18 protein-coding genes are annotated in these 23831 nt (G+C 65.2%); 11 read left to right on the top strand and 7 right to left on the bottom strand.

Translation table 11 applies throughout. The features are described 5' to 3' along the window. Nucleotides 1–7: 7 nt before the first annotated feature. Nucleotides 8–1666 (bottom strand): cytochrome-c oxidase, cbb3-type subunit I, encoded by a 1659-nt coding sequence (ccoN, locus tag ACQ5J0_RS11140; protein ID WP_462567554.1) that lies wholly within the window; start codon nucleotides 1664–1666, stop codon nucleotides 8–10. Nucleotides 1667–1745: 79 nt separating this feature from the next. Beyond that, a complete protein-coding gene (locus tag ACQ5J0_RS11135; protein ID WP_462567553.1) occupies nucleotides 1746–2471 on the bottom strand; it encodes a Crp/Fnr family transcriptional regulator in 726 nt (241 codons plus the stop codon). 96 nt (nucleotides 2472–2567) lie between these two features. On the opposite strand from ACQ5J0_RS11135, the gene ACQ5J0_RS11130 reads away from it, so the two are divergent. Then, on the top strand, nucleotides 2568–3284 hold the full coding sequence (locus tag ACQ5J0_RS11130; RefSeq protein WP_462567552.1) for an OmpW/AlkL family protein: 717 nt from the start codon (nucleotides 2568–2570) through the stop codon (nucleotides 3282–3284). A 26-nt stretch (nucleotides 3285–3310) separates the two neighbouring features. On the opposite strand, the gene ACQ5J0_RS11125 is transcribed toward ACQ5J0_RS11130, so the two are convergent. Further along, entirely contained in the window at nucleotides 3311–4099 is a 789-nt protein-coding gene (locus tag ACQ5J0_RS11125; RefSeq protein WP_462567551.1) for a Crp/Fnr family transcriptional regulator, read from the bottom strand. 225 nt (nucleotides 4100–4324) lie between these two features. On the opposite strand from ACQ5J0_RS11125, the gene ACQ5J0_RS11120 reads away from it, so the two are divergent. The 3 genes from ACQ5J0_RS11120 to ACQ5J0_RS11110 are packed head-to-tail and all read left to right on the top strand — an operon-like array spanning nucleotide 4325 to nucleotide 7340. Continuing rightward, complete coding sequence (locus ACQ5J0_RS11120; protein WP_462567550.1) at nucleotides 4325–5461, top strand: 8-amino-7-oxononanoate synthase; 1137 nt, start codon at nucleotides 4325–4327, stop codon at nucleotides 5459–5461. After that, nucleotides 5458–6096 (top strand): dethiobiotin synthase, encoded by a 639-nt coding sequence (gene bioD, locus ACQ5J0_RS11115; RefSeq protein WP_462567549.1) that lies wholly within the window; start codon nucleotides 5458–5460, stop codon nucleotides 6094–6096. Before ACQ5J0_RS11120 ends, bioD begins: the two co-directional genes overlap by 4 nt. After that, a complete protein-coding gene (locus ACQ5J0_RS11110; protein WP_462567548.1) occupies nucleotides 6093–7340 on the top strand; it encodes an adenosylmethionine--8-amino-7-oxononanoate transaminase in 1248 nt (415 codons plus the stop codon). Before bioD ends, ACQ5J0_RS11110 begins: the two co-directional genes overlap by 4 nt. 51 nt (nucleotides 7341–7391) lie before the next feature. Here the strand turns inward: ACQ5J0_RS11110 and ACQ5J0_RS11105 are convergent, their stop codons facing one another. Next, a complete protein-coding gene (locus ACQ5J0_RS11105) occupies nucleotides 7392–8009 on the bottom strand; it encodes a TetR/AcrR family transcriptional regulator (RefSeq protein WP_462567547.1) in 618 nt (205 codons plus the stop codon). Nucleotides 8010–8106: 97 nt separating this feature from the next. On the opposite strand from ACQ5J0_RS11105, the gene ACQ5J0_RS11100 reads away from it, so the two are divergent. The 7 genes from ACQ5J0_RS11100 (at nucleotide 8107) to ACQ5J0_RS11070 (ending at nucleotide 19037) form a co-directional block, all read left to right on the top strand. Beyond that, the gene (locus tag ACQ5J0_RS11100; RefSeq protein ID WP_462567546.1) at nucleotides 8107–9261 is read left to right on the top strand and encodes an efflux RND transporter periplasmic adaptor subunit; all 1155 of its coding nucleotides are present in this window, start codon (nucleotides 8107–8109) and stop codon (nucleotides 9259–9261) included. Nucleotides 9262–9264: 3 nt separating this feature from the next. Then, nucleotides 9265–12519: a multidrug efflux RND transporter permease subunit gene (locus tag ACQ5J0_RS11095; protein ID WP_462567545.1), complete on the top strand. Its 3255-nt coding sequence runs from the start codon at nucleotides 9265–9267 to the stop codon at nucleotides 12517–12519. Beyond that, a complete protein-coding gene (locus ACQ5J0_RS11090; protein ID WP_462567544.1) occupies nucleotides 12516–13940 on the top strand; it encodes an efflux transporter outer membrane subunit in 1425 nt (474 codons plus the stop codon). The genes ACQ5J0_RS11095 and ACQ5J0_RS11090 overlap by 4 nt, the downstream gene beginning before the upstream one ends. 112 nt (nucleotides 13941–14052) lie before the next feature. Continuing rightward, nucleotides 14053–15273: an NADP-dependent isocitrate dehydrogenase gene (locus ACQ5J0_RS11085; RefSeq protein WP_462567542.1), complete on the top strand. Its 1221-nt coding sequence runs from the start codon at nucleotides 14053–14055 to the stop codon at nucleotides 15271–15273. 34 nt (nucleotides 15274–15307) lie between these two features. Further along, nucleotides 15308–16960 (top strand): GNAT family N-acetyltransferase, encoded by a 1653-nt coding sequence (locus ACQ5J0_RS11080; protein ID WP_462567541.1) that lies wholly within the window; start codon nucleotides 15308–15310, stop codon nucleotides 16958–16960. A gap of 66 nt (nucleotides 16961–17026) precedes the next feature. Continuing rightward, a complete protein-coding gene (locus ACQ5J0_RS11075; protein ID WP_462567540.1) occupies nucleotides 17027–18787 on the top strand; it encodes a cation:proton antiporter domain-containing protein in 1761 nt (586 codons plus the stop codon). Between the two features lie 79 nt (nucleotides 18788–18866). Beyond that, complete coding sequence (locus tag ACQ5J0_RS11070) at nucleotides 18867–19037, top strand: hypothetical protein (RefSeq protein WP_462567538.1); 171 nt, start codon at nucleotides 18867–18869, stop codon at nucleotides 19035–19037. A gap of 21 nt (nucleotides 19038–19058) precedes the next feature. Here the strand turns inward: ACQ5J0_RS11070 and alaS are convergent, their stop codons facing one another. From alaS to recA, 3 genes are all read right to left on the bottom strand, one after another. Then, the gene (gene alaS / locus ACQ5J0_RS11065; RefSeq protein ID WP_462567537.1) at nucleotides 19059–21728 is read right to left on the bottom strand and encodes an alanine--tRNA ligase; all 2670 of its coding nucleotides are present in this window, start codon (nucleotides 21726–21728) and stop codon (nucleotides 19059–19061) included. Between the two features lie 104 nt (nucleotides 21729–21832). After that, a complete protein-coding gene (locus ACQ5J0_RS11060) occupies nucleotides 21833–22459 on the bottom strand; it encodes a glutathione S-transferase family protein (protein WP_462567536.1) in 627 nt (208 codons plus the stop codon). A 303-nt stretch (nucleotides 22460–22762) separates the two neighbouring features. Then, nucleotides 22763–23824: a recombinase RecA gene (gene recA, locus ACQ5J0_RS11055; protein WP_462567535.1), complete on the bottom strand. Its 1062-nt coding sequence runs from the start codon at nucleotides 23822–23824 to the stop codon at nucleotides 22763–22765. Nucleotides 23825–23831: the final 7 nt, after the last annotated feature.

Raw genomic sequence — 23831 nt, 5'->3', positions numbered from 1 at the left:
TCGGCCTTCAATTCGCAGTGGCGACGATCGGGCGGTCTTGTTCCGCGTCGTAGGCAGCGTCGCTCATCGGCTTCTCCTCACGCAGCTTGCCGGCGAGAGTCATCCAGATGTTGTAAGTCATCACGAGGGCACCGGTGAGATAGAGCAGCCCGCCGAAAGCGCGCAGGACATACATCTCGAACAGCGCTTCGACGGTGTCGGCGAAGCTGTTCACCAGATAGCCGTCGGCGCCGTATTCGCGCCACATCAGGCCCTGGGTGATCCCCGCCACCCACATGCTGGCAGCGTAGAAAACGATCCCCACCGTCGCGAGCCAGAAGTGCCAGTTGATCATCTGGAGCGAGTACATCCGCTCGCGTTTCCACAACCGCGGAACCAGATAATAGATCGCCGCGAAGGTGATCATCCCGTTCCAGCCGAGCGCGCCGGCATGGACGTGGCCGATAGTCCAGTCGGTGTAGTGCGACAGCGAGTTGACCGCCTTGATGCTCAGCATCGGGCCTTCGAAGGTGGCGATGCCGTAGAAGGCGAGCGCCATCACCATCATGCGGATGATCGGATCGGTGCGGACCTTGTCCCACGCGCCGTTGAGCGTCATCAGCCCGTTGATCATCCCGCCCCAGCTGGGCATCCACAGCATGATCGAAAAGACCATGCCCAGCGTCTGCGCCCAGTCGGGCAGCGCCGTGTAGTGGAGGTGGTGCGGACCCGCCCAGATATAGAGGAAGATCAGCGACCAGAAGTGGATGATCGACAGCCGGTAGGAATAGATCGGGCGTTCGGCCTGCTTCGGGACGAAGTAATACATCATCGCCAGGAAGCCCGCCGTCAGGAAGAACCCGACCGCGTTGTGGCCGTACCACCACTGCGTAAGTGCGTCCTGCACCCCGGCGAACGCGCTGTAGCTGCGCGACCCCACCAGGCTGACCGGCATCGCCAGATTGTTGACGATGTGGAGCATCGCGATCGTAATGATGAAGGCGAGGTAGAACCAGTTGGCGACGTAGATATGCGGCTCTTTGCGCTTCAGGATCGTACCGATAAACACCGCCGCATAGGCGACCCAGACGATCGTCAGCCAGATATCGACATACCATTCCGGCTCGGCGTATTCCTTGCTCTGGGTAATCCCGAGCAGATAGCCGCTAGCCGCCAGCACGATAAACATCTGGTAACCCCAGAACACGAAGCGCGCGAGACTGGGGAAGGCAAGCTGCGCGCGGCAGGTGCGCTGGACGACGTAGAAGCTGGTCGCGATCAGGGCGTTGCCCCCGAATGCGAAGATCACCGCCGAGGTGTGCAGCGGGCGCAAGCGGCCGAAATTGAAATAGGGCTGGAAATTGAGCTCGGGGAAAGCAAGCTGGAGGGCAATGAGCAGACCCGCGAGAAGCCCGGCGAGACCCCAGAAGGTCGTCGCCAGGACGCCCCAGCGAATGACATCGTCATCGTAACGCGACGGCCCTTCGGGCATGCGGAAGAAGCTCTGCGCCTTGCCCACCGGGTCGAACCGCGCTGCGCTCATCCACATGAGCACGAAGGCGACCGTACCGACGATCCAGGCGTGCGCCGCAAATCCGCTGTCCACCGCAGTGGCCGCAGCGACAATCGCCAGCAACAATACTCCGAACCACAGGCCTACGCGGCCAAGCGCAGCTTCAGCTTGCATGAGTTTCTCCGTCCAATGGAGGCGCGTCTATGGCGCAGCGCGGCTGGCCGCATTGATCCAGCTCAAATTGGCGAAATAATTACGCGGTTGCACAAAGATGTCCGGCGCGTGCCTCCAGGGTCGCGCTGTCGCAGAGATGCACGACCGAACGGCCCGAGGTTTCGATCAGGCCTGCTTCGCGCAACGCCGTCAGCTGCCGGCTGATCGTCTCAATCGTCAGTCCCAGGCTGTCCGCCATGTCGCGGCGCGACATCGGCAGGTGCAGCAGACAGCCGCCCTCCAGCGGGGTCCCGATCCGCGCGGCCATGGTGACGAGGAAGCTCGCCACTCTTTCCTGGGCGGTCTTGCGCCCCAGCGTGATCGACTTCTCGCGGCTGCGGCTAAGCGAATCGAGGACGCGGACGAGCACTTCGTTCAACAGGCCGGCCTCGCTGCGAGCGAGTTCGAAGAACTCGGCTGCGGGAAAGGCGATCAGTTCGCAATCCTGCAATGCACACAAGGTGTAGGAATGCGCGCCTCGGGCCGGAACCGAGACGAGATCGCCCGCGAAGTAAAAGCCGAGAACCTGCTCGCGGTCGCCCGAGGCATGCGCCACCAGCTTGGTCGCCCCTACCGCAACGAAGACGATCTGGTCTTCATCGCCATCGGCAAGGACGTCCTCGCCGGATTTGGCGCTGGCATAGCGGCCCAGAGCCTGAAGCCGCAGGTAGGCCGCATCCGCCATATCCTGGGGAAGGATCGCCTGAACGAACAGCTCGAACAGTTCGGGGAAAGTCGTGGTCGCCGGGGCGCGGTGGTATTGCATTCCCGATTTATGCGGGCCTGGCCCCTGTCGGTCATTGATCCCGATCAATGAACTCTGGTCCGATCGGCGCGATGGAGCGCGCGTCGATGCAAGCGAATGGGCCGCAAGGGGTGGCCACTGCATCGCCAGGACAGGAAAATGAAAACTTCAGCCATGGTCGGCGCTTTGATACTGGGCGCGTCGCTGTTGCCCGCCACAGCCGCCGCACAGGATCGCAGCGGTTCCGTGCAGGTCAAAGCCTTCGCAACCGGTGTGTTGCCCGACGGCGAAATCGTCGAAGTCGAAGTCGACAATGTCGGACTGCCTGCAGGCACCCAGACCAAGGCCAACGACAATGTCGTGCCGACCCTCGCCATCGAGTATTTCCTGACCGATAACCTCTCGCTCGAAACGATCTGTTGCCTGACGCAGCACGATGTCGACGGCGTCAGCGGTTTGCCCGGGGCCGAACTGGTCGCCGATGCGAAACTGATCCCGGCGACGATCACCGCCAAATACCATTTCGATCTCGGCGTGATGAAGCCCTATATCGGCGCCGGAGCGGCCTACTTCATCTTCCTGGGCGAGGACCCGGGCGCCGCCACTCTGCCCCTCGGAGTGACCGATTTCGACCTGTCGAACGAGTTCGGCCTGGCGCTCCAAGCGGGCGTGGATATTCCTCTCAACGATCGCGGTTTTGGCGTCAGCCTGGATGCCAAGCGCTATTTCATCGATACCACGGCCCGCTGGTTCGTGGGCGATACGGTCGCGATCCAGACCAAGCACAGGCTCGACCCGTGGGTCGTCAGCGCAGGTCTGGCCTACCGGTTCTAGACGAAACAACGACTGGCGGGAGAAGCCTATCCGGCGCGGTCCTCCAGAGCCTCGGGCTGGAGGATCGCGATCTCCCTGCGACCGAGGACTTCGATCAGCCCCTCGTTCTTCATTTTGGTGAACTGGCGGCTGACCGTCTCGATCGTCAGACCCAGAATATCGGCGATCTGCTGACGCGACAGCGGCAGCGTCAACTCGCGCGGGCCTCCCCCGGCCGCGGAACCACACGGAGGGGGCACGAGGCGTTCGGCGGTTTCGAGCAAAAAGCTCGCCAGCTTCTGTTCCGCATTCATCCGCCCGAGCAAAAGCATCCAGCGGCGCGTGCGGTCGAGTTCGGTCAGGGTCCGCTCGAGCAATTTGTGCTCCAGCCGCGGATGCTCGCGCGCAAAGCGCTCGAACTCGAGGCGCGGAAACACGCAAACCTGCGTGCTGATAAGGGCTTCCGCGCCATAAGGCGTGGTCGGCCCGAACGGCCGGCCAAGAAAGTCCGAGGGGTAAGCCAGGCCGAGTATCTGTTCCTTGCCGTCCGCGGTCTGCGTGGACAGTTTCATGATACCGTCCACGACATTCGCCACCAGGACCGCATCCTCGCCTTCCCACAGGAGGCGTTCGCCGGGTTCCAGATGCATGGGCCGACCGATATCGTTCAGGAGCAGGATTTCGGCCTCCTCAAGCTCGGCGCAGATCGCCCGATCGCGCACCGCGCATGCCTGGCAGAAATTCACTGCGGTTGCTTGACGGGTAGATGATTTCTCATTGCGGATGCCAGCCCCCCCTTGGGCTGCGGATGTTAAAGACTCCCGTTGATCGAACATGATCTGCGAAGGCCCACGCGGTGCGATGGTTGCAACCAATCGTTGCAAGAGTTTTCCGGCGCGGAATGGAGTGCGGGCCTTCGAAGTGGAGCCCTTGCCGTAACGTTACCATAGGAGAGCAGGCGATGGCTACGACCGCGTCCTCGGTTGAGTTCGCGGTGAGCCTCGGGCAGAGGCCCGCGCATGCGGATCGATATGAATGCCTCCACCCGCCGGGTTTCGTCGATGGCAAAGAATCCCGGGCTTTTTGCGAACCAGGCTGCCGATCTCCAGAGGCTTTCGGCCGAAGGAAGAGTCAGGCGACTGCAGGAGCGCCGGGGAATCGACTTTTCTTCGAACGACTATCTGGGCCTGGCCGGTTCGCCGCGTCTGTCGCGTGCGATCGGCGAGGCGATTGCGCGGGGGGTTCCGGTGGGCTCGGGCGGGTCGCGGCTGTTGCGCGGCAACCATAACGAGCATGAAGCGCTCGAATCCGAGGCAGCCGCATTCTTCGGCACCGAAGCGGCGCTCTACTGCTCTTCAGGCTTCACCGCCAACTCGCTGTTGCTTTCGACACTGCCGCAGGCGGGGGACCTGATCGTCCACGACGAACTCATCCATGCCAGCGCGCATGAGGGCCTTCGTCTGGCGCGCTGCGAAGCGATCGCCGTTCCGCACAATGACGTGAACGCTTTCGAGGCTGCGATCACGACCTGGCGGCGTTCGGGCGGCACCGGGCGACCATGGATTGCGGTGGAAAGCCTTTACAGCATGGATGGCGCAAAAGCTCCGCTATCCGACCTTGCCACGATCGCCGAGCGCCACGAAGCGATCCTGCTGATCGACGAAGCCCATGCGACCGGGGCCTTCGGACCCGACGGACGCGGGTTGGCAGCCGCGCTCGACGGAAACCACAATGTCGTGACGTTGAAAACCTGCGGCAAGGCGCTGGGATGCGAAGGTGCGCTGGTGTGCGGTCCGCGGATCGTGCGCGACTTTCTCGTCAATCGCGGGCGCGGCTTCATCTTCTCGACCGCGCCCTCGCCCCTCATGGCGAGCGCTGTTCGCGAAGCGCTGCGTATCCTGGTCGCCGAACCCGAACGGCGGACGAGGCTTGAGATGCTTGTGACCGAAGCAGAACGCCAACTCGCTCCGTTGGGGGCTCGCAGAACAGCTTCGCCGATCCTCCCGCTGGTTATCGGCGACCCGGCCCCGACGATGGCGGTGGCAGAGAGGCTTCAGTCCGCAGGCTTCGACGTTCGCGGCATTCGGCCGCCCACCGTACCGGAAGGAACGTCGCGCCTGCGCATTTCGATCACCCTCAACATCGATGCACAGGATATTGCCGCGCTGGCAAAAGCTCTGGCCGAGGTCGTGCCATGAGCAGGCCGACGAGCGAGCCGGCATTCGTCGTTACGGGCACCGATACGGAGATCGGCAAGACGGTATTCGCGGCGGGTCTAGCGGGCGCGCTGAAGGCGCATTACTGGAAGCCGGTCCAGGCGGGCCTCGCGGATGGCAGCGACCGCGAGCGCGTTGCGGCGCTCAGCGGGCTCCCGGCTGCAAACATCTTGCCCGAAACCTACCGGCTGACCACGCCCTGCTCTCCCCACGAGGCGGCTGCGCGCGACGGTGTCACCATAGATCCGGTGCGGCTCGGACCGCCACCGCTCCGCCCGCTGGTGATCGAGGGCGCCGGCGGAGCGCTCGTGCCGTTGACGCGGGACGTCCTCTTCGCCGATGTCTTCGCGCGCTGGGGTCTGCCTGCGATCATCGTCGCCCGCACGGGCCTCGGGACGATCAACCACAGTCTGCTGACGATCGAGGCCTTGCGAAACCGCGGCGTTGCAATTTTCGGTGTCGCCTTCGTCGGCGAACAGAACGAGGAAAGCGAGAGCACTATCGCCCGTCTCGGAGACGTGCGCCGGCTTGGCCGGTTGCCCTTGCTCGATCCGCTGACGTCAGAGACGCTCTCAGCCGCCTTCGCCGCCAATTTCCGCGTGGAGTGCTTCTCTTGACCGCTTCCCCGATCTGGCATCCCTTTACCCAGCACGGGCTTGGCGAGCCGAGCCCGCAGGTTGCGCGAGCCGAGGGTGCGGCGCTTTTTATCGCAGACGGCCGCCGGATCGTCGACGCCATCTCGTCCTGGTGGGTAACCACTCACGAACACTGCCACCCGCGGATCATGACGGCGATCGCCGAGCAGGCCCGCAATCTCGACCAGATCATTTTCGCCGGCTGGACCCACGAACCCGCCGAAGCCGTGGCCCGCGGGCTTCGCGAATTGATGCCCGACGAACTGACGCGGATCTTCTTCTCCGATTCCGGATCGACCAGCGTCGAAGTGGCGCTCAAGATGGCGCTCGGATATTGGGCGAACACGGGCCGGCCGCGGCACAAGATACTCGTGCTCGAGCACGCCTATCACGGCGACACGGTCGGCGCGATGTCGGTGGGTGCGCGCGGCGTGTTCAACGCCGCCTATGCACCGCTGCTGTTCGATGTGGAGACGCTACCCTTTCCCGCCGGCGACGGGGCGGCCACGCTCGAGAGATTGACCGCGCTGTGCCGCGAAGACCCGGCGGCGCTCATCGTGGAGCCGCTGATCTGCGGCGCGGGCGGCATGAAGATCTACGATGCCGCGATCTTGGCAGAGATGCGCCGGATCTGCACCGCGCACGATGTGCTGTTCATCGCCGACGAGGTGATGACCGGTTGGGGCCGCACAGGAACTCTGCTTGCCTGCGAGCAGGCGGGGATCGTCCCGGACATTCTCTGTCTCTCCAAGGGTCTGACGGGGGGAGCCATGCCGCTTGCGGTAACCATGGCGAGCGAACCGATCTTTGCGGCCCATCTCTCGCAGGATCGTGCGCGGATGTTCTTTCACTCGTCGAGCTACACCGCAAATCCACTGGCCTGCGCCGCCGCAGCCGCGAACATCGCAATCTGGCAGGACGAGCCGGTGATCGAACGCGTTGGCAGGCTCGCCGAGCGTCAGACGCGACACCTTGAGAAGCTCGCGCAAAATCCGCGAATTGCGAACGCCCGCCGAGCCGGTACGATCACAGCGGTCGAAATCGAGGACAGCCATAGTGGCTATCTGTCCGATCTCGGCCCCAAACTCTTGGCCCGTTTCCGCCAGTCCGACCTGTTGCTGCGGCCGCTCGGCAACACAGTCTACGTCATGCCGCCCTATTGCGTTTCCGACGAAGATCTCGCGTCGATATACGACGGGATCGAGGACGCGGTCGCTAACTGCTGAGCGATCCTCTGCTGCTTCCGGCGGTCCTCTGCTCCACCGGAAGCACCCACGCTACTCAAGCAAGCCGGAACCCTTGAGAAAGAATTCGGTTCGCAGGGCCAACCTTTCTTGTGACGGCTTTCCCGCGACACCGTGGCTTATTGCCTCGGTCTGCAAATCGCTGATGATGAGACCGAGGAAGATTTCGGCAAGCATCTCGGGGTCCCCTTCCATCGCGACTCCCGCTTCGCTCCAGGCGACGAAGATTCGTTCCAGCGCTTGGCGCGTGCACATGGCGGTGGTCTCGAAAAAACGCCGCGCGAAGGTCGGGTCCTCGATGCTGCGCGCGATCACGATCCGCACCAGCGCGACCTCTCCCGGATCGAGCAGCCGCTGGTGCAGCTTCGCGGCAATGCGCCGCAGCGTCTCGGCGGGCAGCGCACCCTCGGAAGCGACCTCGCGGATGAGGCTTTCCCCCGATCCGGCCTGGTCGAAGACCACCGCGTCGAGCAATCCCTCCTTGTTGCCGAACAGCTTGTAGACCGTCGCCAGCGAGCCACCGGCGCGATCGACGATATGGCCGAGCGTCGTGCGCTCGAAACCCTGTTCGACGAACAGCGCGCGGGCCGATTCGACTATCGCTTGTCGGCGGCGGTCCAGCCGGTCTGTTTCGGTTGCAGTTTCGATCATCACTCCTCTTTTTCCATGAAAAGCGGTTGCGCACTACAGGTGTAATTCCTATTACACCTTCGCACCTGCACAATTTCCCTCAGAAAGTCCACTCGCGATGCGTTATCTAGCCGGCCTGCTTGCCAGCATCCTGTTGGTTTCCTGCGCAACCGAGGAAGAGGCCCCAGCTCCGCAGCCGATTCCGGTAAAGACCATCACGATCGCCAGCGAGGCGATACCCAATGTCATCGAACTGCCGGGCCGCGTCGAGCCGGTGCGCGAAGCCGAAGTGCGCGCGCGGGTAACCGGCATCGTCCAGGAACGGCTTTACGAGGAAGGTACCGACGTCTCGGCTGGCCAGCCGCTGTTCCGCATCGATCCTCGCGAGCTGCGCGCCAGCTCCGCGCAGATCGAAGCCAGCCTCGACCGCGCCCGTGCCACTGCCGCCAACGCGCGCGCCGTGGTCGATCGCTACCGCCCGCTGGTGGAAGAGAACGCCATCAGTGGTCAGGAGTACGATGCCGCCGTGGCCGCTTCGCGCGAAGCGGCGGCCAATGTCGCGCAGATCCGCGCGCAGCTCGAATCGGCTTCGCTCCAGCTTGGCTACACCACGGTTCGCGCCCCGATCGCCGGCCGTGCCGGTCGCGCGCTGGTGACCGAAGGGGCGCTGGTAAGCCAGGCCGAGGGAACGATGATGACGCAGATCGAGCAGATCTCGCCGGTCTACGTCAGCTTCGCGCAGTCGGCGAGCGAGGTGCTGGCCATCCGCCGCGCCATCGCCGCGGGCGAGCTCGATCTCGGCGAGGACGACCGGGTCGAGGTCCGGCTCACTTTCGCCGACGGCACCGAATATCCGATCCCCGGCTATATCGACTTCCTCGCCTTCTCCGTCGACGAGGACACCGGTACCGTCGAACTGCGCGCCGAATTCCCCAACCCCACCGGCCTGCTGCTTCCCGGCGAATTCGTCCGCGCGCAGATCTATGCCGGGCAGGTGACCAGCGGGATTGCGGTCCCGCAGCGCGCGGTCACCGTCAACGAGAACGGCGGCTCGGTGTTCGTGATGAACCGCGAAGGACTCGCCGAATTGCGACCGGTCAAGCTGGGCGCCATGGTCGACGGGCGCTGGGTGATCGAGAGCGGGCTGCGTCCCGGCGATGTGGTCATCGTCAGCAATCTGCAGAAAATCCGCCCCGGCGCCCCCGTCACGCGGGCCGACACGAAGACCGGGCGCGCGGCCCGTCCGCAGCCCGCTGCCGCCGGGGGCCAGTAAATCATGGCACGCTTCTTCATCGACAGGCCGATCTTCGCCTGGGTGATCTCGATCGGCCTCCTGCTCGCCGGGATCATGGCGCTGCGCGCCCTGCCGATCGAGCAATACCCGCAGGTCGCGCCGCCCTCGCTCACCATCAGCGTGGTCTATCCCGGCGCCGACGCCGCGACCCTGGAGCAAAACGTTACCCAGGTGATCGAGCAGCAGCTCAATGGGGTGGAGGGTTTCCTCTACATGGCGTCGAGCAGCAATTCCAACGGCACCGCATCGATCACGCTGACCTTCGAGGCGGGGACAGATGTCGATGTCGCACAGACCGAAGTCCAGAACCGGCTGAGCACGGTCGAGGCGCGGCTGCCCGAAGAGGTCCGGCGCCAGGGCATAACCGTCCGCCAGGCCAACGCCGGCTTCCTGATGATCGTGGCGCTGACCTCCGAAAGCGGCAATCTCTCGACCACCGATCTGGGCAATATCGCGTCGAACCAGGTGGTGGACGAACTGCGCCGCGTCCCCGGCGTCGGCGACGTCACGCTGTTCGGATCGCAATATGCGATGCGCATCTGGCTCGATCCCGAGGCGCTGGCATCCTACCGCCTGTCCCCCTCCGATGTCCTGGGCGCGATCCGCGAGCAGAACAGCCAGACCGCGGGCGGTGCGCTCGGCACGCTGCCGATCGTGGACGGGCAGCAGATCAACGCCACCATCTCGACCGAGGGCCGCTTCACCACGGTCGAGGAATTCGAGAACATCATCCTGCGCGCCAGTTCCGGCGCGGCGGTCGTGCGGCTGGGCGAGGTCGCGCGGGTCGAGATCGGCGCGCAGAGCTACGCCACCTCCACCACGCTCAACGGCCAGCCGATGGCGGGCATGGCGGTCCAGCTCGCCACCGGCGCCAATGCGCTGGCCGCGGCGGAAGGCATTCGCGCGCGGATGGAAGAAATCGGCAGCGGGCTTCCGGCCGACGTCGCTTGGTCGGTGCCCTACGACACCACGCCCTTCGTCCAGGCTTCGGTCGACGAGGTGGTGGTCACCCTGATCGAGGCGATGGTGCTGGTCTTCCTCGTGATGTTCCTGTTCCTGCAGAACTGGCGCGCGACCCTCATCCCGACGCTGGTCGTCCCGATCGCGCTTGCCGGCGCTTGTCTCGGGCTGTGGCTGTTCGGTTTCTCGATCAACGTGCTCTCGCTGTTCGGCATGGTGCTCGCGATCGGCATTCTGGTCGACGACGCGATCGTGGTGATCGAGAATGTCGAACGGATCATGCGCGAGGAGGGGCTTCCCCCGCTCCAGGCGACCCGCAAGGCGATGGACCAGATCACCGGCGCGATCATCGGCATCACACTGGTGCTGATCGCGGTCTTTATTCCGATGGCCTTTTTCCCCGGTTCGACCGGCGGGATCTACCGCCAGTTCTCGGTCACGCTCGCGATCTCGATCTTCTTCTCCGCGGTGCTCGCGCTGTCGCTGACACCCGCCCTGTGCGCGACCTTCCTCAAGCCGCTGGACCATGGCCCGGACGAGGCCGCCCCCGACGCAATTCTGCCCGAGCCCCGGACGCCGCGCGAAGGATGGCGCGGCGCGATCGACCGGCTGCGCAGTCTGTCGGCGCGCGGTTTCGCCCGCTTCAACCGCTGGTTTGCCCGAATGACCGGCAAATACGGCCGCGCCAATGACGCTCTCCTGTCGCGTCCGTTGCGGACCTTCGCGATCTTCGTTGCGCTCGCCGCCGTCACGCTGCTGCTGTTCATGCGGCTGCCGACCGCCTTTCTCCCGAGCGAGGATCAGGGCTTTTTAATCACCGCCGTCCAGGCGCCCCCGGGCGCGACGGTCGAGCGCACCGACGAGGCGCTGGAGCCGATCACCAGCTACTGGCTGGCGCAGGAGGAGGTGGAGAGCCTCGTCGTGGTTCGCGGCTTCAGCTTCTTTGGCCAGGGCCAGAACAACGCGCTGATGTTCGCTTCCTTCAAGCCGTGGGACGAACGCGGCGGCGCGGAGAGCGGTGCCGAAGCCGTGCTCGGGCGTGCCATGGGCGCGTTTTCGCAGGTCGATGGCGCGACCGCCTTCGTGATCCAGCCGCCCGCGATCCAGTCGCTAGGGCAGGCGAGCGGCTTCACGCTCAAGCTGCAGGACCGCGGCGGGCTGGGGCGCGAAGCGCTCATCGCTGCCCGCGATCAATTGCTCGGAATGGCCTCGCAAAGCCCGGCAATCGCCAACCTCCGCCCCGAGGATCAGGGCTCCAGCCCCGAACTCAAGGTCACGATCGACCGGGTCCAGGCGCGTGCGCTGGGTCTCTCGCTGGCCGAGGTCAACACGGCGCTGTCGATCAATTTCGGCTCGGCCTATGCCAACGACTTCAACCGCGAGGGGCGCGTGCTGCAGGTGCTCGTTCAGGCTGACGCGCCCTATCGCATGCAGCCCGACGACGTGCTCGCGCTGCGCATACCCAACCAGCAGGGCGAGCTCGTCCCCTTCGGCGCCTTTGCCGAAGTCGAATGGTCCGCCGCTCCGGGGAGCCTCGCGCGCTACAACGGCTATCCGGCGATGACCCTCTCGGGGATGGCCGCACCGGGCGAATCCTCGGGTGCCGCGCTGGAGGAAATGGAACGGCTCGCCGGGCAGCTGCCTCAGGGTATCGGCTTCGAATGGACCGGCATCTCCTTCGAGGAGAAGCAGGCCGGCGGGCAGATATCGCTCCTGCTAGGCCTGTCGCTGGTGGTCGTCTTCCTGGTGCTTGCCGCGCTGTACGAAAGCTGGACGATCCCGCTCGCGGTGCTGCTGATCGTCCCGATGGGCGTCCTGGGAGCGGTGCTGTTCTCGATGCTGCGGGGTCTGTCGGCGGACGTCTATTTCAACGTCGGCCTGATCACCATCATCGGCCTCGCCGCCAAGAACGCGATCCTGATCGTCGAATTCGCGATCGAGGAGGAGGAACGGGGCAAATCGATCGCCGAGGCGGTCAAGACCGCGGCGCGGCTCAGGCTGCGGCCGATCATCATGACCTCGCTCGCCTTCTCGATGGGCATGGTCCCGCTGGTGCTGTCGAGCGGCGCCGGCGCGGCCAGCCGGATCGCGGTCGGCACGGGTGTGATGGGCGGAATGATCGCGGCGACCGCGATCGGCATCTTCATCATTCCGGCGCTCTATCTGCTGGTCCGCCAGCGGTTGAGCCGCAAGGAGCCGGTTCCCGCCGGTCACCGCGACGAACAGATCGACACGCTGCCCGGAGAAACAGTGTCCGGAGAGGAACCCGCCCGATGAGACGGATCATTGCCCTCGCTCTGCTGGGGACCGCGCTGACCGGTTGCACCAATCTTGCGCCCAAGCCGGAGCTGCGCGAGCTCCCCGTCGCACCCGCCTTTCCCGAACTGTTCGACACCGACGGCGAGGCGGTGGCCGCGCAGCTGTCCTACCGCGACTGGTTCACCGATCCGCGCCTCGAAGCGCTGGTCGCCACCGCGCTGGCGAACAACCGCGATCTGATGGCCGCCACCGCCCGCATCGAGCAGGCGCGTGCGCGCTATCGCATTCAGGACAGCCGCGAACTTCCGACTGTGGTGGCCAATGCCAATGCGCTCCGCACGAGGCAGGCGGCGGGGAGCGTGCCGATCGGCGGCGTGGATGGCGGCATCGGCGCGACCACCTTCAGCCGCTTCGACATCGGCGTCGGTGTCAGCGCCTTCGAACTCGACTTCTGGGGCCGGCTGGCGAATCTGAGCGAAGCGGCGCGGGCGCAGTATCTCGCCACCGTCGCGGCGCAGCGCGCCTTCTACCTGTCGCTGATCGCCGACACAGCGACCACCTATTACGAGATCGTCGAGACCGAGGAACAGATCGCGCTCGCGCAGGCGACCGCCGAGAGCCGCGAGGAAGGTCTGCGGATCGCGCGGCTGCGGCTCGATGCCGGGGTCACCTCGGCGCTCCCCTTCGGCCAGGCCGAGACGTTGCTGACCCAGGCCCAGCAGCAATTGGCGGCCGAGCGGCTTTCGTTGGCGCAATTGCGCAACCAGCTTGCCGTGCTGGTCGGCGGTGCGGAACCCGACAGCCTCCCCGCCGGGCTGGCGCTCGCCGCGCAAGGAAACGAAGTCCGTCTGGCTGCCGGTCTGCCATCGGAGCTGCTGCTGGTCCGCCCCGATATCGCCGCCGCCGAGGAGCAGCTGCGCGCAGCACGCGCCAATATCGGCGCCGCCCGGGCCGCCTTCTTCCCGAGCATCTCGCTCACCGGCAGTGCCGGCCTGTCATCCACCAGCCTCTCGGGACTGTTCGGCACCGACGGGCTGGGCTGGAGCTTCGGCCCCTCGATCAGCCTGCCGATATTCGATGGCGGCGCGCGCGCGGCCGATCTCGATCTGGCCGAAGCGCTCGCGGTCGAGGAGGTCGCCGATTACGAACGCACCGTGCAGACCGCGTTCCGCGAGGTGGCGGATGCGCTTGCAGGGCGGCGCTATCTGGCCGAACAGGTCGTCACGCTCGAGGCGGCGGTAGCCTCGCAGGAGCGGATCGCGCGGATCGCGCGGCTGCGCTACCGCGAAGGCGTGGCGGATTATCTCGAAGTGCTCGACGCGGAGCGCAACCTGTTCGCCGCGCAGCAGCAATTGCTCGCCACCCGCCGCGCCTGGCTGCAGAACCGCGCAACGCTCTTCGTGGCGCTGGGAGGCGGGTTCGGGCGGGTAGATCCCTGAGACCTCCGACCCCGCCCCAAACTGTCGGCCCCTCGCCTTGCGCCCTCCCCTCGCTCTGCTAAAGCGCGCGGGACTCACATATTCTCGGACATTCTAGACAAGCAGGGCACTCATGCAAAAAATTCAGGTCAAGAACCCGGTCGTCGAACTCGACGGCGACGAAATGACGAAGATCATCTGGGAGTGGATCCGCGAGCGGCTGATCCTTCCCTATCTCGATATCGACCTGAAGTATTACGACCTGTCGATCGAAAAGCGCGACGAGACCGACGATCAGATCACCGTCGATGCCGCCAATGCCATCAAGGAGCATGGCGTCGGCGTCAAATGCGCCACGATCACGCCGGACGAGCAGCGGGTCGAGGAATTCGGGCTCAAGAAGATGTGGGTCAGCCCCAACGGGACGATCCGCAACATCCTGGGCGGCGTCGTGTTCCGCGAGCCGATCGTGATCGACAACGTGCCGCGGCTGGTGCCCGGCTGGACCGACCCGATCGTGGTCGGCCGCCACGCCTTCGGCGACCAGTACCGCGCCAAGGACACGCTGATCCCCGGCAAGGGCAAGCTGCGGATGGTGTTCGAGGGCGAGGACGGCCAGAACATCGACATCGACGTGTTCGACTTCCCCAGCCCGGGCGTCGCGCTGACGATGTACAATCTCGACGATTCGATCCGCGATTTTGCGCGCGCCAGCTTCGCCTACGGACTCGACCGCAAATGGCCGGTCTATCTCTCGACCAAGAACACGATCCTTAAGAAATACGACGGCCGCTTCAAGGACCTGTTCGAGGAAATCTTCGAGGCCGAGTTCAAGGCCGATTTCGACAAGGCCGGGATCACCTACGAGCACCGCCTGATCGACGACATGGTGGCCTCCGCGCTCAAGTGGAGCGGCAAGTTCGTCTGGGCCTGCAAGAATTACGACGGCGACGTCCAGTCGGACATCGTGGCGCAGGGCTTCGGCTCGCTCGGGCTGATGACTAGCGTGCTGATGACCCCCGATGGCAAGACCGTCGAAGCCGAGGCCGCGCATGGCACCGTCACCCGCCACTATCGCCAGCACCAACAGGGCAAGGCGACCAGCACCAACCCGATCGCCAGCATCTTCGCCTGGACCCGCGGGCTGATGTATCGCGGCAAGTTCGACGAGACGCCCGATGTGGTCCGTTTCGCCGAGACGCTCGAGAAGGTCTGCATTCAGACGGTCGAGAACGGCCAGATGACCAAGGATCTGGCGCTGCTGATCGGTCCGCAGCAGAACTGGCTCACCACCGAGCAGTTCTTCCAGGCGATCGTCGACAATCTCGAGACGGAAATGGCGAACTGGAGCTGAGGCTCCGGTTCCCGTTTTCAGGGAGCTGAACTCAATGGCCAAGGCTCCGAAGAAGCGTCCTTCCGCGCGCGTCAGCGGCGAGAAGGTCGGCAAGGCGCGGCTGCTCGTGCGGCAGGCGATGATCAAGGACATCCGCGGCATCGCCGCGCTGGTGCGCCGCGCCTATGACGATCTGCCCGCCTACAAGCAGAGCGAGATCCGCGGGCAGATCAACAATTTCCCCGAGGGCTGCTTCGTCGCGCTGCTCGACGAGGAGGTCGTGGGCTATTGCGCCTCGATGCAATTGCCCGAGCCGGTGGTGTTCGCACCGCACGATTGGGACGAGATCTCGGGCAATGGCTATGGCAGCCGCCACGATCCGACCGGCGACTGGCTCTACGGCTACGAGATGTGCGTGGACCCCAAGGTGCGCGGCGTGCGCATCGGGCGGCGGCTCTACGAGGAGCGCCGCGCGCTGGCCGAGGAGCGCGAGCTGACCGGCATCGTGTTCGGCGGGCGGATGCCCAACTATCGCCGCCACCAGCGCAAGGTCGATGGCCCGCAGGACTATCTCGACCAGGTGATCGCGGGCAAGATCCACGATCCGGTGCTGCGCTTCCAGCTCGCCAACGGGTTCGAAGCGGTCGGAATCCTCGAAGGCTATCTGCCCGAGGACAAGCGCTCGGCGGGCAATGCGGTCAAGATGGTCTGGCGCAACCCCTATGTCGAGCGCGACACGCCGGTGAAGATGCGCATCCCGCGCGGGGTCGAATCGGTCCGCGTCGCGACCTGCCAGCTGCAGGCGCGCGCGGTGAAGGATTACGACGAATTCCTGCGCGCGATCCGCTATTTCATCGATGTCGCCAGCGATTACGAGGCCGATTTCATCGTCTTCCCCGAGCTGTTCACGCTGATGCTGCTCAGCTTCGAGGAGAAGGAACTGTCGCCGATGGAGGCGATCGAGCGGCTCTCGGAGTACACCCCGCGATTGAAGACCGACATTTCGGACTTCGCGATGCGCTACAACATCAACATCATCGCGGGCTCGCATCCCACCCGGATGGAGGACGGCGACATCCACAACGTCGCCTATGTCTGCCTGCGCGACGGTTCGGTTCACGAGCAGGAGAAGATCCACCCCACGCCCAACGAGCGCTATTGGTGGAACATCCGCGGCGGCGACAAGATCAACGTGATCCAGACCGATTGCGGCCCGATCGGCGTGCAGATCTGCTACGATTCCGAATTCCCCGAACTCTCGCGCAAGCTGGCCGACGAGGGTGCGCGGATCATCTTCGTGCCGTTCTGCACCGACAGCCGCCAGGGCTATCTCAGGGTCCGCTATTGCTCGGCCGCGCGCGCGATCGAGAACCAGTGCTTCGTGGTGCTGAGCGGCAATGTCGGCAATCTGCCCAACGTCGCGAACATGGACATCCAGTATGCGCAGAGCTGCATCCTGACGCCGTGCGACTTCCCCTTCGCGCGCGACGGGATCGCCGCCGAGGCGACCGAGAATGTCGAGACGCTGACCATCAGCGACGTCAATCTCGCCGATCTGTCCTGGGCCCGCGCCGAAGGCACCGTGCGCAATCTCGCCGACCGCCGCTTCGATCTCTACCGGATCGAGTGGGACGAGGACGGCGACCACGCGGGCAAGCCGCGCCCGCGCACCGAACCGCTGGGCCCCCATTCGGTCGGCGGCGGCTGATACTTTCCGCGCGCAACGAGAGCCGCGCGTGGTGACAGGAAGGCCCGCCCCGGCTAGTCGCTAGCCATGGCTGGCGAAATCGAAGCAACCCCCATGCTCTCCGACGCGCTGGTGATCCTCGGCGCGGCGGGGCTCGTCATCCCGATCTTCACCCGCTTCCGCATCACCCCGGTGATCGGCTTCATCCTGATCGGCATCGCGGTCGGCCCTTATGGTCTGGGGCAGCTCGTGTTCGAGCGACCCTGGCTGACCCACATCACGATCACCGACCCGGAGGCGCTGGAGCCCTTCGCCGAGCTTGGTATCATCCTGCTGTTGTTCACGATCGGGCTGGAATTGAGTTTCAACCGATTGTGGCAGATGCGCAGGCTGGTCTTCGGGCTCGGGGCGCTCGAACTGGTTATAATCGGCACCCTGCTGGCGATCTTCCTCGGGATGATGGGACAATACTGGACCGGCGCGCTGGCGCTGGGTCTGGCGCTTGCATTTTCCTCCACTGCCATCGTGCTGCCGATCTCGGGCACCAACAGTCCTGTCGGGCGCGCAGCCTTGTCGATGCTGCTGTTCGAAGACATCATGATTGTCCCGATCATCTTCATTCTGGGCGCCATGGGACCGACCGCGCAGGCCGAAGGCTGGGAGGGATTGGTCGACACCCTTCTGCTCGGAGCGGCGGTGATCACCGTGCTGCTGGTTGTCGGCCGGATCGCCCTGCCCCGCCTGTTCGCGCAAGCGGCGCGAACCAAGAGCCCCGAGCTGTTCCTTGCCGCCAGCCTGCTGGTGGTGATCGGGGCCAGCCTCGCCACGGCATTGGCCGGCCTGTCGCCGATCGTCGGCGCGCTGATCGCGGGGCTGCTGATCGCCGAGACCGAATACCACACCGAAGTCGAAGGCATTATCGAACCCTTCAAGGGGCTCGCGCTGGGTATTTTCCTCATCACCGTGGGGATGAGCATCGACCTCACCACGATCTGGGAAAACATCGGTGCGGTCGCCGCCGCCGTAGTGGGCGTGCTGGTCTTCAAAGCGCTTGTGACGGGCATGTTGCTGCGGCTGATGGGCGCGCGGCGCTCTACTGCTGCCGAGACCGGCATTCTGATGGCGAGCCCTTCGGAAACCACGCTCATCGTGCTCGCGGCGGCGGGATCGGCACTGCTGATCCAGCCAGGAACCGCGCAGTTCTGGCAGATCGTCACCGCGATCGGCCTCACCGTCACGCCGCTTCTGGCGCGTCTGGGGCGCGTAATCGGGCGCCGGGTCGAGGCGATCCCCGACCTGCCGCCCGAAGACGAAGGAGACCCGCGAGTCATCATCATCGGCGCCGGGCGCGTGGGCCGCCTCGTCGCCCGCATGCTGGAGAAGCACGGCAAGCCCTATGTCGCGCTGGATTCCAACTCCGACCTCATCGTCAGCGCCAGGCGCGCCGGCATTCGCGCCACTTTCGGCGATGCGGCGCGCGGCGCGGCGCTCAGCAAGCTTGGAGTCGAGAACGCGCTGGCAGTGGTGCTGACCATGGACGAGCCGGTGCTCGCGCAGCGCTTGGTCGCACGACTCCGCAAGGAATATCCCGATCTGCTGATCGTCGCCCGCGCGCGCGACACGCGGCACGCGGCGGAGCTCTACCGCGCCGGAGCCAGCCATGCGGTGCCCGAAGCGCTCGAGGCTTCGCTCCAGCTCAGCGAAGCGGTGCTGGTCGATATCGGCGTGGCAATGGGGCCGGTGATCGCCTCAATCCACGAGAAACGCGACGAGTATCGCGTGCAGATCGAAGAAGAGGGTGCGCTCGCCTACAAGCCCAAATTGCGAACCAGCACCGCCCAATCCTGATCTTTCCGCAACCGAGCGGTGAACTCCGGCCCGGCCCGTGCGTTGGGCCTGTACGACGAACGATCAAGGAGAAACCGCAATGGCCGACCACGACCCCACCAAACCGACCCCCAACAAGGAAAAATTCAAGCCGCAGAACGTCCAGGATCCGCAGCAGAGCGGAAAGGACCGCGGCAAGCCCGGCGACACCGGGGGGATGGATATCGAACAGGGCAGCAGCGGCGTGACCAAAACCACGCCGAGCCGCTAGCAAGAACCCAGACGGGCAAACTCAGGCGGACTGCCTCGCCAGTGCCTCGCGCACTGCCGCGATGGCGTCCGCCGCTTTTGCGCCGTCCGGCCCGCCGCCCTGCGCCATGTCGGCGCGGCCACCGCCGCCCTTGCCGCCAAGCGCCTCCACGCCCGCGCGAACCAGCGCTACGGCGTCGAACCGACCGGTGAGATCGTCGGTAACCGCAACCGCGAAGGCACCCTTGCCGTCGTTGACCGCGCAGATCGCCGCCACGCCCGAACCCATCCGCTTCTTCGCTTCGTCGAGCAGCGGGCGCAGGTCCTTGGGGTCCAGCCCCTCGATGACCTTGCCCGAATAGGCCACCCCGCCGATGTCTTCGTCCGCGGCTGCCTCGCTGTTCGTGCTTGCTCCGTCGCCCGCGAGCGCCAGCGCACGCCGGGCCTCGGCGAGTTCCTTTTCGAGCTTCTTGCGTTCCTCGACCAAAGCTTCGACCCGCGCCGCGGCCTCGTCGGGCGAGGTGCGCAGCGTGCCGGCGATCGCCTGCAGCGCCTGATCGCGCGCGCCGAGCCACTGGCGCGCCGCTTCGCCGGTTACCGCCTCGATCCGGCGCACCCCGGAACTCACGGCGCTGTCCGAGACGATCTTGAACAGACCGATATCGCCTGTCGCCTCGACATGGATGCCGCCGCACAGCTCGACCGAATAGTTGCGACGGCCATCGCGCCCGGTGCCAATCGACAGCACGCGCACCTCGTCGCCGTATTTCTCGCCGAACAGCGCCAGCGCGCCGGCCGCGACCGCGTCGTCGGGTGTCATCAGCCGCGTCTGGACCGCCTCATTGGCGCGGATCTCCGCATTGACCTCGGCCTCAACCGCCGCGATTTCCACGGGCGTGAGCGGTTTGGGGTGCGAGAAATCGAACCGGAAGCGGTCGTCCGCAACCAGCGAGCCTTTCTGCGTCACATGCTCGCCGAGCTGATCGCGCAGCGCGGCGTGGAGTAGATGGGTCGAGGAATGGTTCGCGCGGATGCGGTCGCGCCTTTGGGCATCGACTGCGAGATGGACGGTATCCCCGCGCTTCACCGCGCCCTTGGTGACGCGGCCCACATGGGTGTGCAGCCGCCCGAGCGGCTTGTTGGTGGTTTCGACCGCGAATTCGATCCCCTCCGGGGTCCAGATCCGCCCCGAATCGCCGGTCTGACCGCCGCTCTCGCCGTAGAAAGGCGTCTGGTTGGTAAGCAGGATGACCGTCTCGCCCTCGCTCGCGCTCTCGACCTCGGCTCCGTCGCGGACGATCGCGATCACCGCGCCCTCGCCCGTGGTCGAACTGTAGCCGGTGAATTCGGTCGAGCCTTCGCGATCGGCGATGTCGAACCAAACCTCCTCGCTCGCGGATTCGCCCGAGCCCTTCCATGCGGCGCGGGCTGCGGCCTTCTGCTGCGCCATCGCGGCGTCGAAGGCATCGCGATCGACCGCGATGCCGCGGCTGCGCAGCGCATCCTCGGTGAGATCGTAGGGGAAGCCATAGGTGTCGTAGAGCTTGAACGCGGTGGCGCCGTCGAGCGTGCCGCCCTCGCCCATTGCGCCGGTGGCTTCGTCGAGCAGGCGCAGCCCCTTGTCGAGCGTGCGGCGAAACTGCGTCTCCTCGCGCTCGAGCACTTCCTCGATCAGCGCCTGTCCGCGCTGCAACTCGGGATAGGCCTGGCCCATCTCGGTAACCAGCGCGGGGACCAGCCGATGCATCAGCGGCTCGGCGGTGCCGAGCAGATGCGCGTGGCGCATCGCGCGGCGCATGATCCGCCGCAGCACATAGCCGCGCCCTTCGTTGGAAGGCAGCACGCCGTCGGCAAGCAGGAAGCTGGTCGACCGCAGATGATCGGCGATCACCCGGTGGCTGGCGGTGTTGTCGCCCTGCGCCGGAACGCCGGTCAGGCTTTCGCCCGCGGCGATCAGCGCCCTGAACGTATCGGTGTCGTAATTGTCATGGACGCCTTGGAGCACCGCGGCGATGCGTTCGAGCCCCATGCCGGTGTCGATCGAGGGCTTGGGCAGCGCTTCGCGGCTGCCATTGGCCTGCTGCTCGAATTGCATGAACACCAGGTTCCAGATCTCGACGAAACGGTCGCCATCTTCTTCCGGCGAACCCGGAGGGCCGCCCCAGATGTGCTCGCCGTGGTCGTAGAAGATTTCCGAGCACGGACCGCAGGGGCCGGTGTCGCCCATCGACCAGAAATTGTCGGCCGTGGCGATGCGGATGATCCGCTCCTCGGGCAGGCCGCTGATCTTGCGCCAAAGCGCGAAGGCTTCGTCGTCGGTGTGATAGACGGTGGCGGTGAGCCGGTCCGCCGCAAGACCCCATTCCCTGATGAGCAGGTTCCAGGCATGCTCGATCGCCTGCTCTTTAAAATAATCGCCGAAGCTGAAATTGCCGAGCATCTCGAAGAAGGTGTGGTGGCGGGCGGTGTAGCCGACATTGTCGAGGTCGTTGTGCTTGCCCCCGGCGCGGACGCATTTCTGGCTGCTGGTCGCGCGCGGGCTCGGCGGAGTTTCGAGCCCGGTGAAGGCGTTCTTGAACGGCACCATGCCGGCATTGACGAACATCAGCGTCGGATCGCTGAATGGCACCAGCGGCGCGGACGCCACCTGCGCATGATCGGCGGCGGAGAAATAGTCGAGGAAGGACCGGCGGATGTCGTTGGTCGATGTCATGAGGCGCAGTTAGGCAATCGCCGCGCGAGCGACAAGCGCGGAGTATCCGATTGCGGTGATCGCCGAACCGGGCCGGAAGCGTCGGACGCCCCCGGCCCCGCCCGCTACCAGCCGAAATAGGGACCGCCGCGCTCGCGCGCGCGCTGCCATGCGGGGCGGGCATGGACCGCCTCGACGAAGCGCGCCAGCTTTGGCGCTCGCTCGGCATAGCCCTGCATGACCGCGATCTCGGCGGGGAAGCTCATCAGGACATCGGCGGCAGACCAGTCGTTTCCGACGAAATGAAGATCGTCGCCCAGCTCGCGTTCGGTGAACATCACATGCGCCTCGAGCTGTTCGTCGATCCGCGGCATCAGCGGCGCGGCGGCCTCGCCCAGCCGCGCGCTATAGAGCTTGAGCATGACGGGGACGAAGAAACTGCTTTCGCCGAACTGCATCCATTCGAGGAATTCGACCCATTGCGCGCTGTCGCGCGAAGGCAGCCAGGCATCGCCGCCGTGGCGTTCGCACAGATACTGGATGATCGCGCCGCTTTCCGAGACCATAAGGCCGCCGTCCTCGATCACCGGCGACTTGCCCAACGGGTGCGCTTGCTTGAGTTCGGGCGGCGCGAGATTGGTGGTCGCATCGCGCTGATAGGAAACGATCGTATAGTCGGCGCCCAGTTCCTCGAGCAGCCAGAGGATCCGCTGCGAGCGGCTGTTGTTGAGATGGTGGACGGTGATGGTCATGCTGGGATTCCTCGCTGGTTGGGCCGCTGGTCCGGGCGCTGGTTCTGGCGCTGGCTCGGGACCAAGCCTATGCCATCCGCACCGGCGGGGCCATCACCATGTGAGATCATCCGATAGCTACCCTTCGGGTCCTCGCGGCCGGAACACGCAGCGGGACGCACAGTGAGACACGCAGCGAAAAGCCGCCGCAACAAGGGGCCTGGTGGGGCATGTTCTTGCGCACGGCGGCTTTCCGCGTGTCCGAACGCCGCTTATGGGGACAGCCGGGGGTGACGGCTGCGGCGTCCGCTTGAGAAGATGCGCTCAGTCCTCCGCGTCAGGACCGGTCATCATCTTCTCGGCGACTTCGTCGGTGCGGCCGCGAATGGCGGCTTCCAACCGGTCGCAAACTTCGGAATTTTCCTTCAGATAGGTCTTGGCGTTCTCGCGGCCCTGGCCGATCCTTATGCTGTCGTAGCTGAACCAGGAACCCGACTTCTCGACGATCCCGGCCTTGACGCCGAGATCGAGAATCTCGCCGATCTTGGAGATGCCCTCGCCATACATGATGTCGAATTCGACCTGCTTGAACGGCGGTGCGACCTTGTTCTTGACCACTTTCACGCGGGTCGAATTGCCGACGATATCGTCGCGGTCCTTGATCTGTCCGGTGCGGCGGATGTCGAGCCGGACCGAAGCGTAGAACTTGAGCGCGTTGCCGCCGGTGGTGGTCTCGGGATTGCCGTACATCACGCCGATCTTCATGCGCAGCTGGTTGATGAAGATCACCATGCATTTCGAGCGGCTGATCGAGCCGGTCAGCTTGCGCAGCGACTGGCTCATCAGACGGGCCTGGAGCCCGACATGGCTGTCGCCCATCTCGCCCTCGATCTCGGCGCGCGGCACCAGGGCGGCGACCGAATCAATCACCAGCACGTCGATCGCGTTCGAGCGGACCAGCGTATCGACGATTTCGAGCGCCTGCTCGCCAGTGTCGGGCTGCGACACGATCAGCTCGTCGATATCGACGCCCAGCTTGCGGGCATAGACCGGATCGAGCGCATGCTCGGCATCGACGAAGGCAGCGGTGCCCCCGCCCTTCTGCGCTTCGGCGATGACATGCAGCGCGAGCGTGGTCTTGCCCGAGCTTTCGGGGCCGTAGACTTCGATCACGCGCCCCTTGGGCAGGCCGCCCACGCCGAGCGCGATATCGAGCCCGAGCGATCCGGTCGAGATCGACTCGATGTTCATCGCTTCCTTCTGGCCCAGCTTCATCGCCGAGCCCTTGCCGAATGCGCGATCGATCTGCGCGAGTGCGGCATCGAGTGCCTTTTGACGGTCCACGTCGACTTCCTTGTCTTTTACGAGCTTCAGACTTGCCGCCATGACATTC

This window comes from Qipengyuania sp. SM2512 (genome assembly GCF_054954005.1).
This window is presented reverse-complemented; position numbering and strand designations above follow the sequence as displayed.

What these genes read in the sequence shown, in the direction of transcription:
- ccoN (WP_462567554.1), bottom strand. Translation starts at nt 1,666, where the DNA reads ATGCAAGCTGAAGCTGCGCTTGGCCGCGTAGGCCTGTGGTTCGGAGTA.
- ACQ5J0_RS11135 (WP_462567553.1), bottom strand. Translation starts at nt 2,471, where the DNA reads ATGCAATACCACCGCGCCCCGGCGACCACGACTTTCCCCGAACTGTTC.
- ACQ5J0_RS11130 (WP_462567552.1), top strand. Translation starts at nt 2,568, where the DNA reads ATGGGCCGCAAGGGGTGGCCACTGCATCGCCAGGACAGGAAAATGAAA.
- ACQ5J0_RS11125 (WP_462567551.1), bottom strand. Translation starts at nt 4,099, where the DNA reads ATGTTCGATCAACGGGAGTCTTTAACATCCGCAGCCCAAGGGGGGGCT.
- ACQ5J0_RS11120 (WP_462567550.1), top strand. Translation starts at nt 4,325, where the DNA reads ATGGCAAAGAATCCCGGGCTTTTTGCGAACCAGGCTGCCGATCTCCAG.
- bioD (WP_462567549.1), top strand. Translation starts at nt 5,458, where the DNA reads ATGAGCAGGCCGACGAGCGAGCCGGCATTCGTCGTTACGGGCACCGAT.
- ACQ5J0_RS11105 (WP_462567547.1), bottom strand. Translation starts at nt 8,009, where the DNA reads ATGATCGAAACTGCAACCGAAACAGACCGGCTGGACCGCCGCCGACAA.
- ACQ5J0_RS11100 (WP_462567546.1), top strand. Translation starts at nt 8,107, where the DNA reads ATGCGTTATCTAGCCGGCCTGCTTGCCAGCATCCTGTTGGTTTCCTGC.
- ACQ5J0_RS11095 (WP_462567545.1), top strand. Translation starts at nt 9,265, where the DNA reads ATGGCACGCTTCTTCATCGACAGGCCGATCTTCGCCTGGGTGATCTCG.
- ACQ5J0_RS11090 (WP_462567544.1), top strand. Translation starts at nt 12,516, where the DNA reads ATGAGACGGATCATTGCCCTCGCTCTGCTGGGGACCGCGCTGACCGGT.
- ACQ5J0_RS11085 (WP_462567542.1), top strand. Translation starts at nt 14,053, where the DNA reads ATGCAAAAAATTCAGGTCAAGAACCCGGTCGTCGAACTCGACGGCGAC.
- ACQ5J0_RS11080 (WP_462567541.1), top strand. Translation starts at nt 15,308, where the DNA reads ATGGCCAAGGCTCCGAAGAAGCGTCCTTCCGCGCGCGTCAGCGGCGAG.
- ACQ5J0_RS11075 (WP_462567540.1), top strand. Translation starts at nt 17,027, where the DNA reads ATGGCTGGCGAAATCGAAGCAACCCCCATGCTCTCCGACGCGCTGGTG.
- ACQ5J0_RS11070 (WP_462567538.1), top strand. Translation starts at nt 18,867, where the DNA reads ATGGCCGACCACGACCCCACCAAACCGACCCCCAACAAGGAAAAATTC.
- alaS (WP_462567537.1), bottom strand. Translation starts at nt 21,728, where the DNA reads ATGACATCGACCAACGACATCCGCCGGTCCTTCCTCGACTATTTCTCC.
- ACQ5J0_RS11060 (WP_462567536.1), bottom strand. Translation starts at nt 22,459, where the DNA reads ATGACCATCACCGTCCACCATCTCAACAACAGCCGCTCGCAGCGGATC.
- recA (WP_462567535.1), bottom strand. Translation starts at nt 23,824, where the DNA reads ATGGCGGCAAGTCTGAAGCTCGTAAAAGACAAGGAAGTCGACGTGGAC.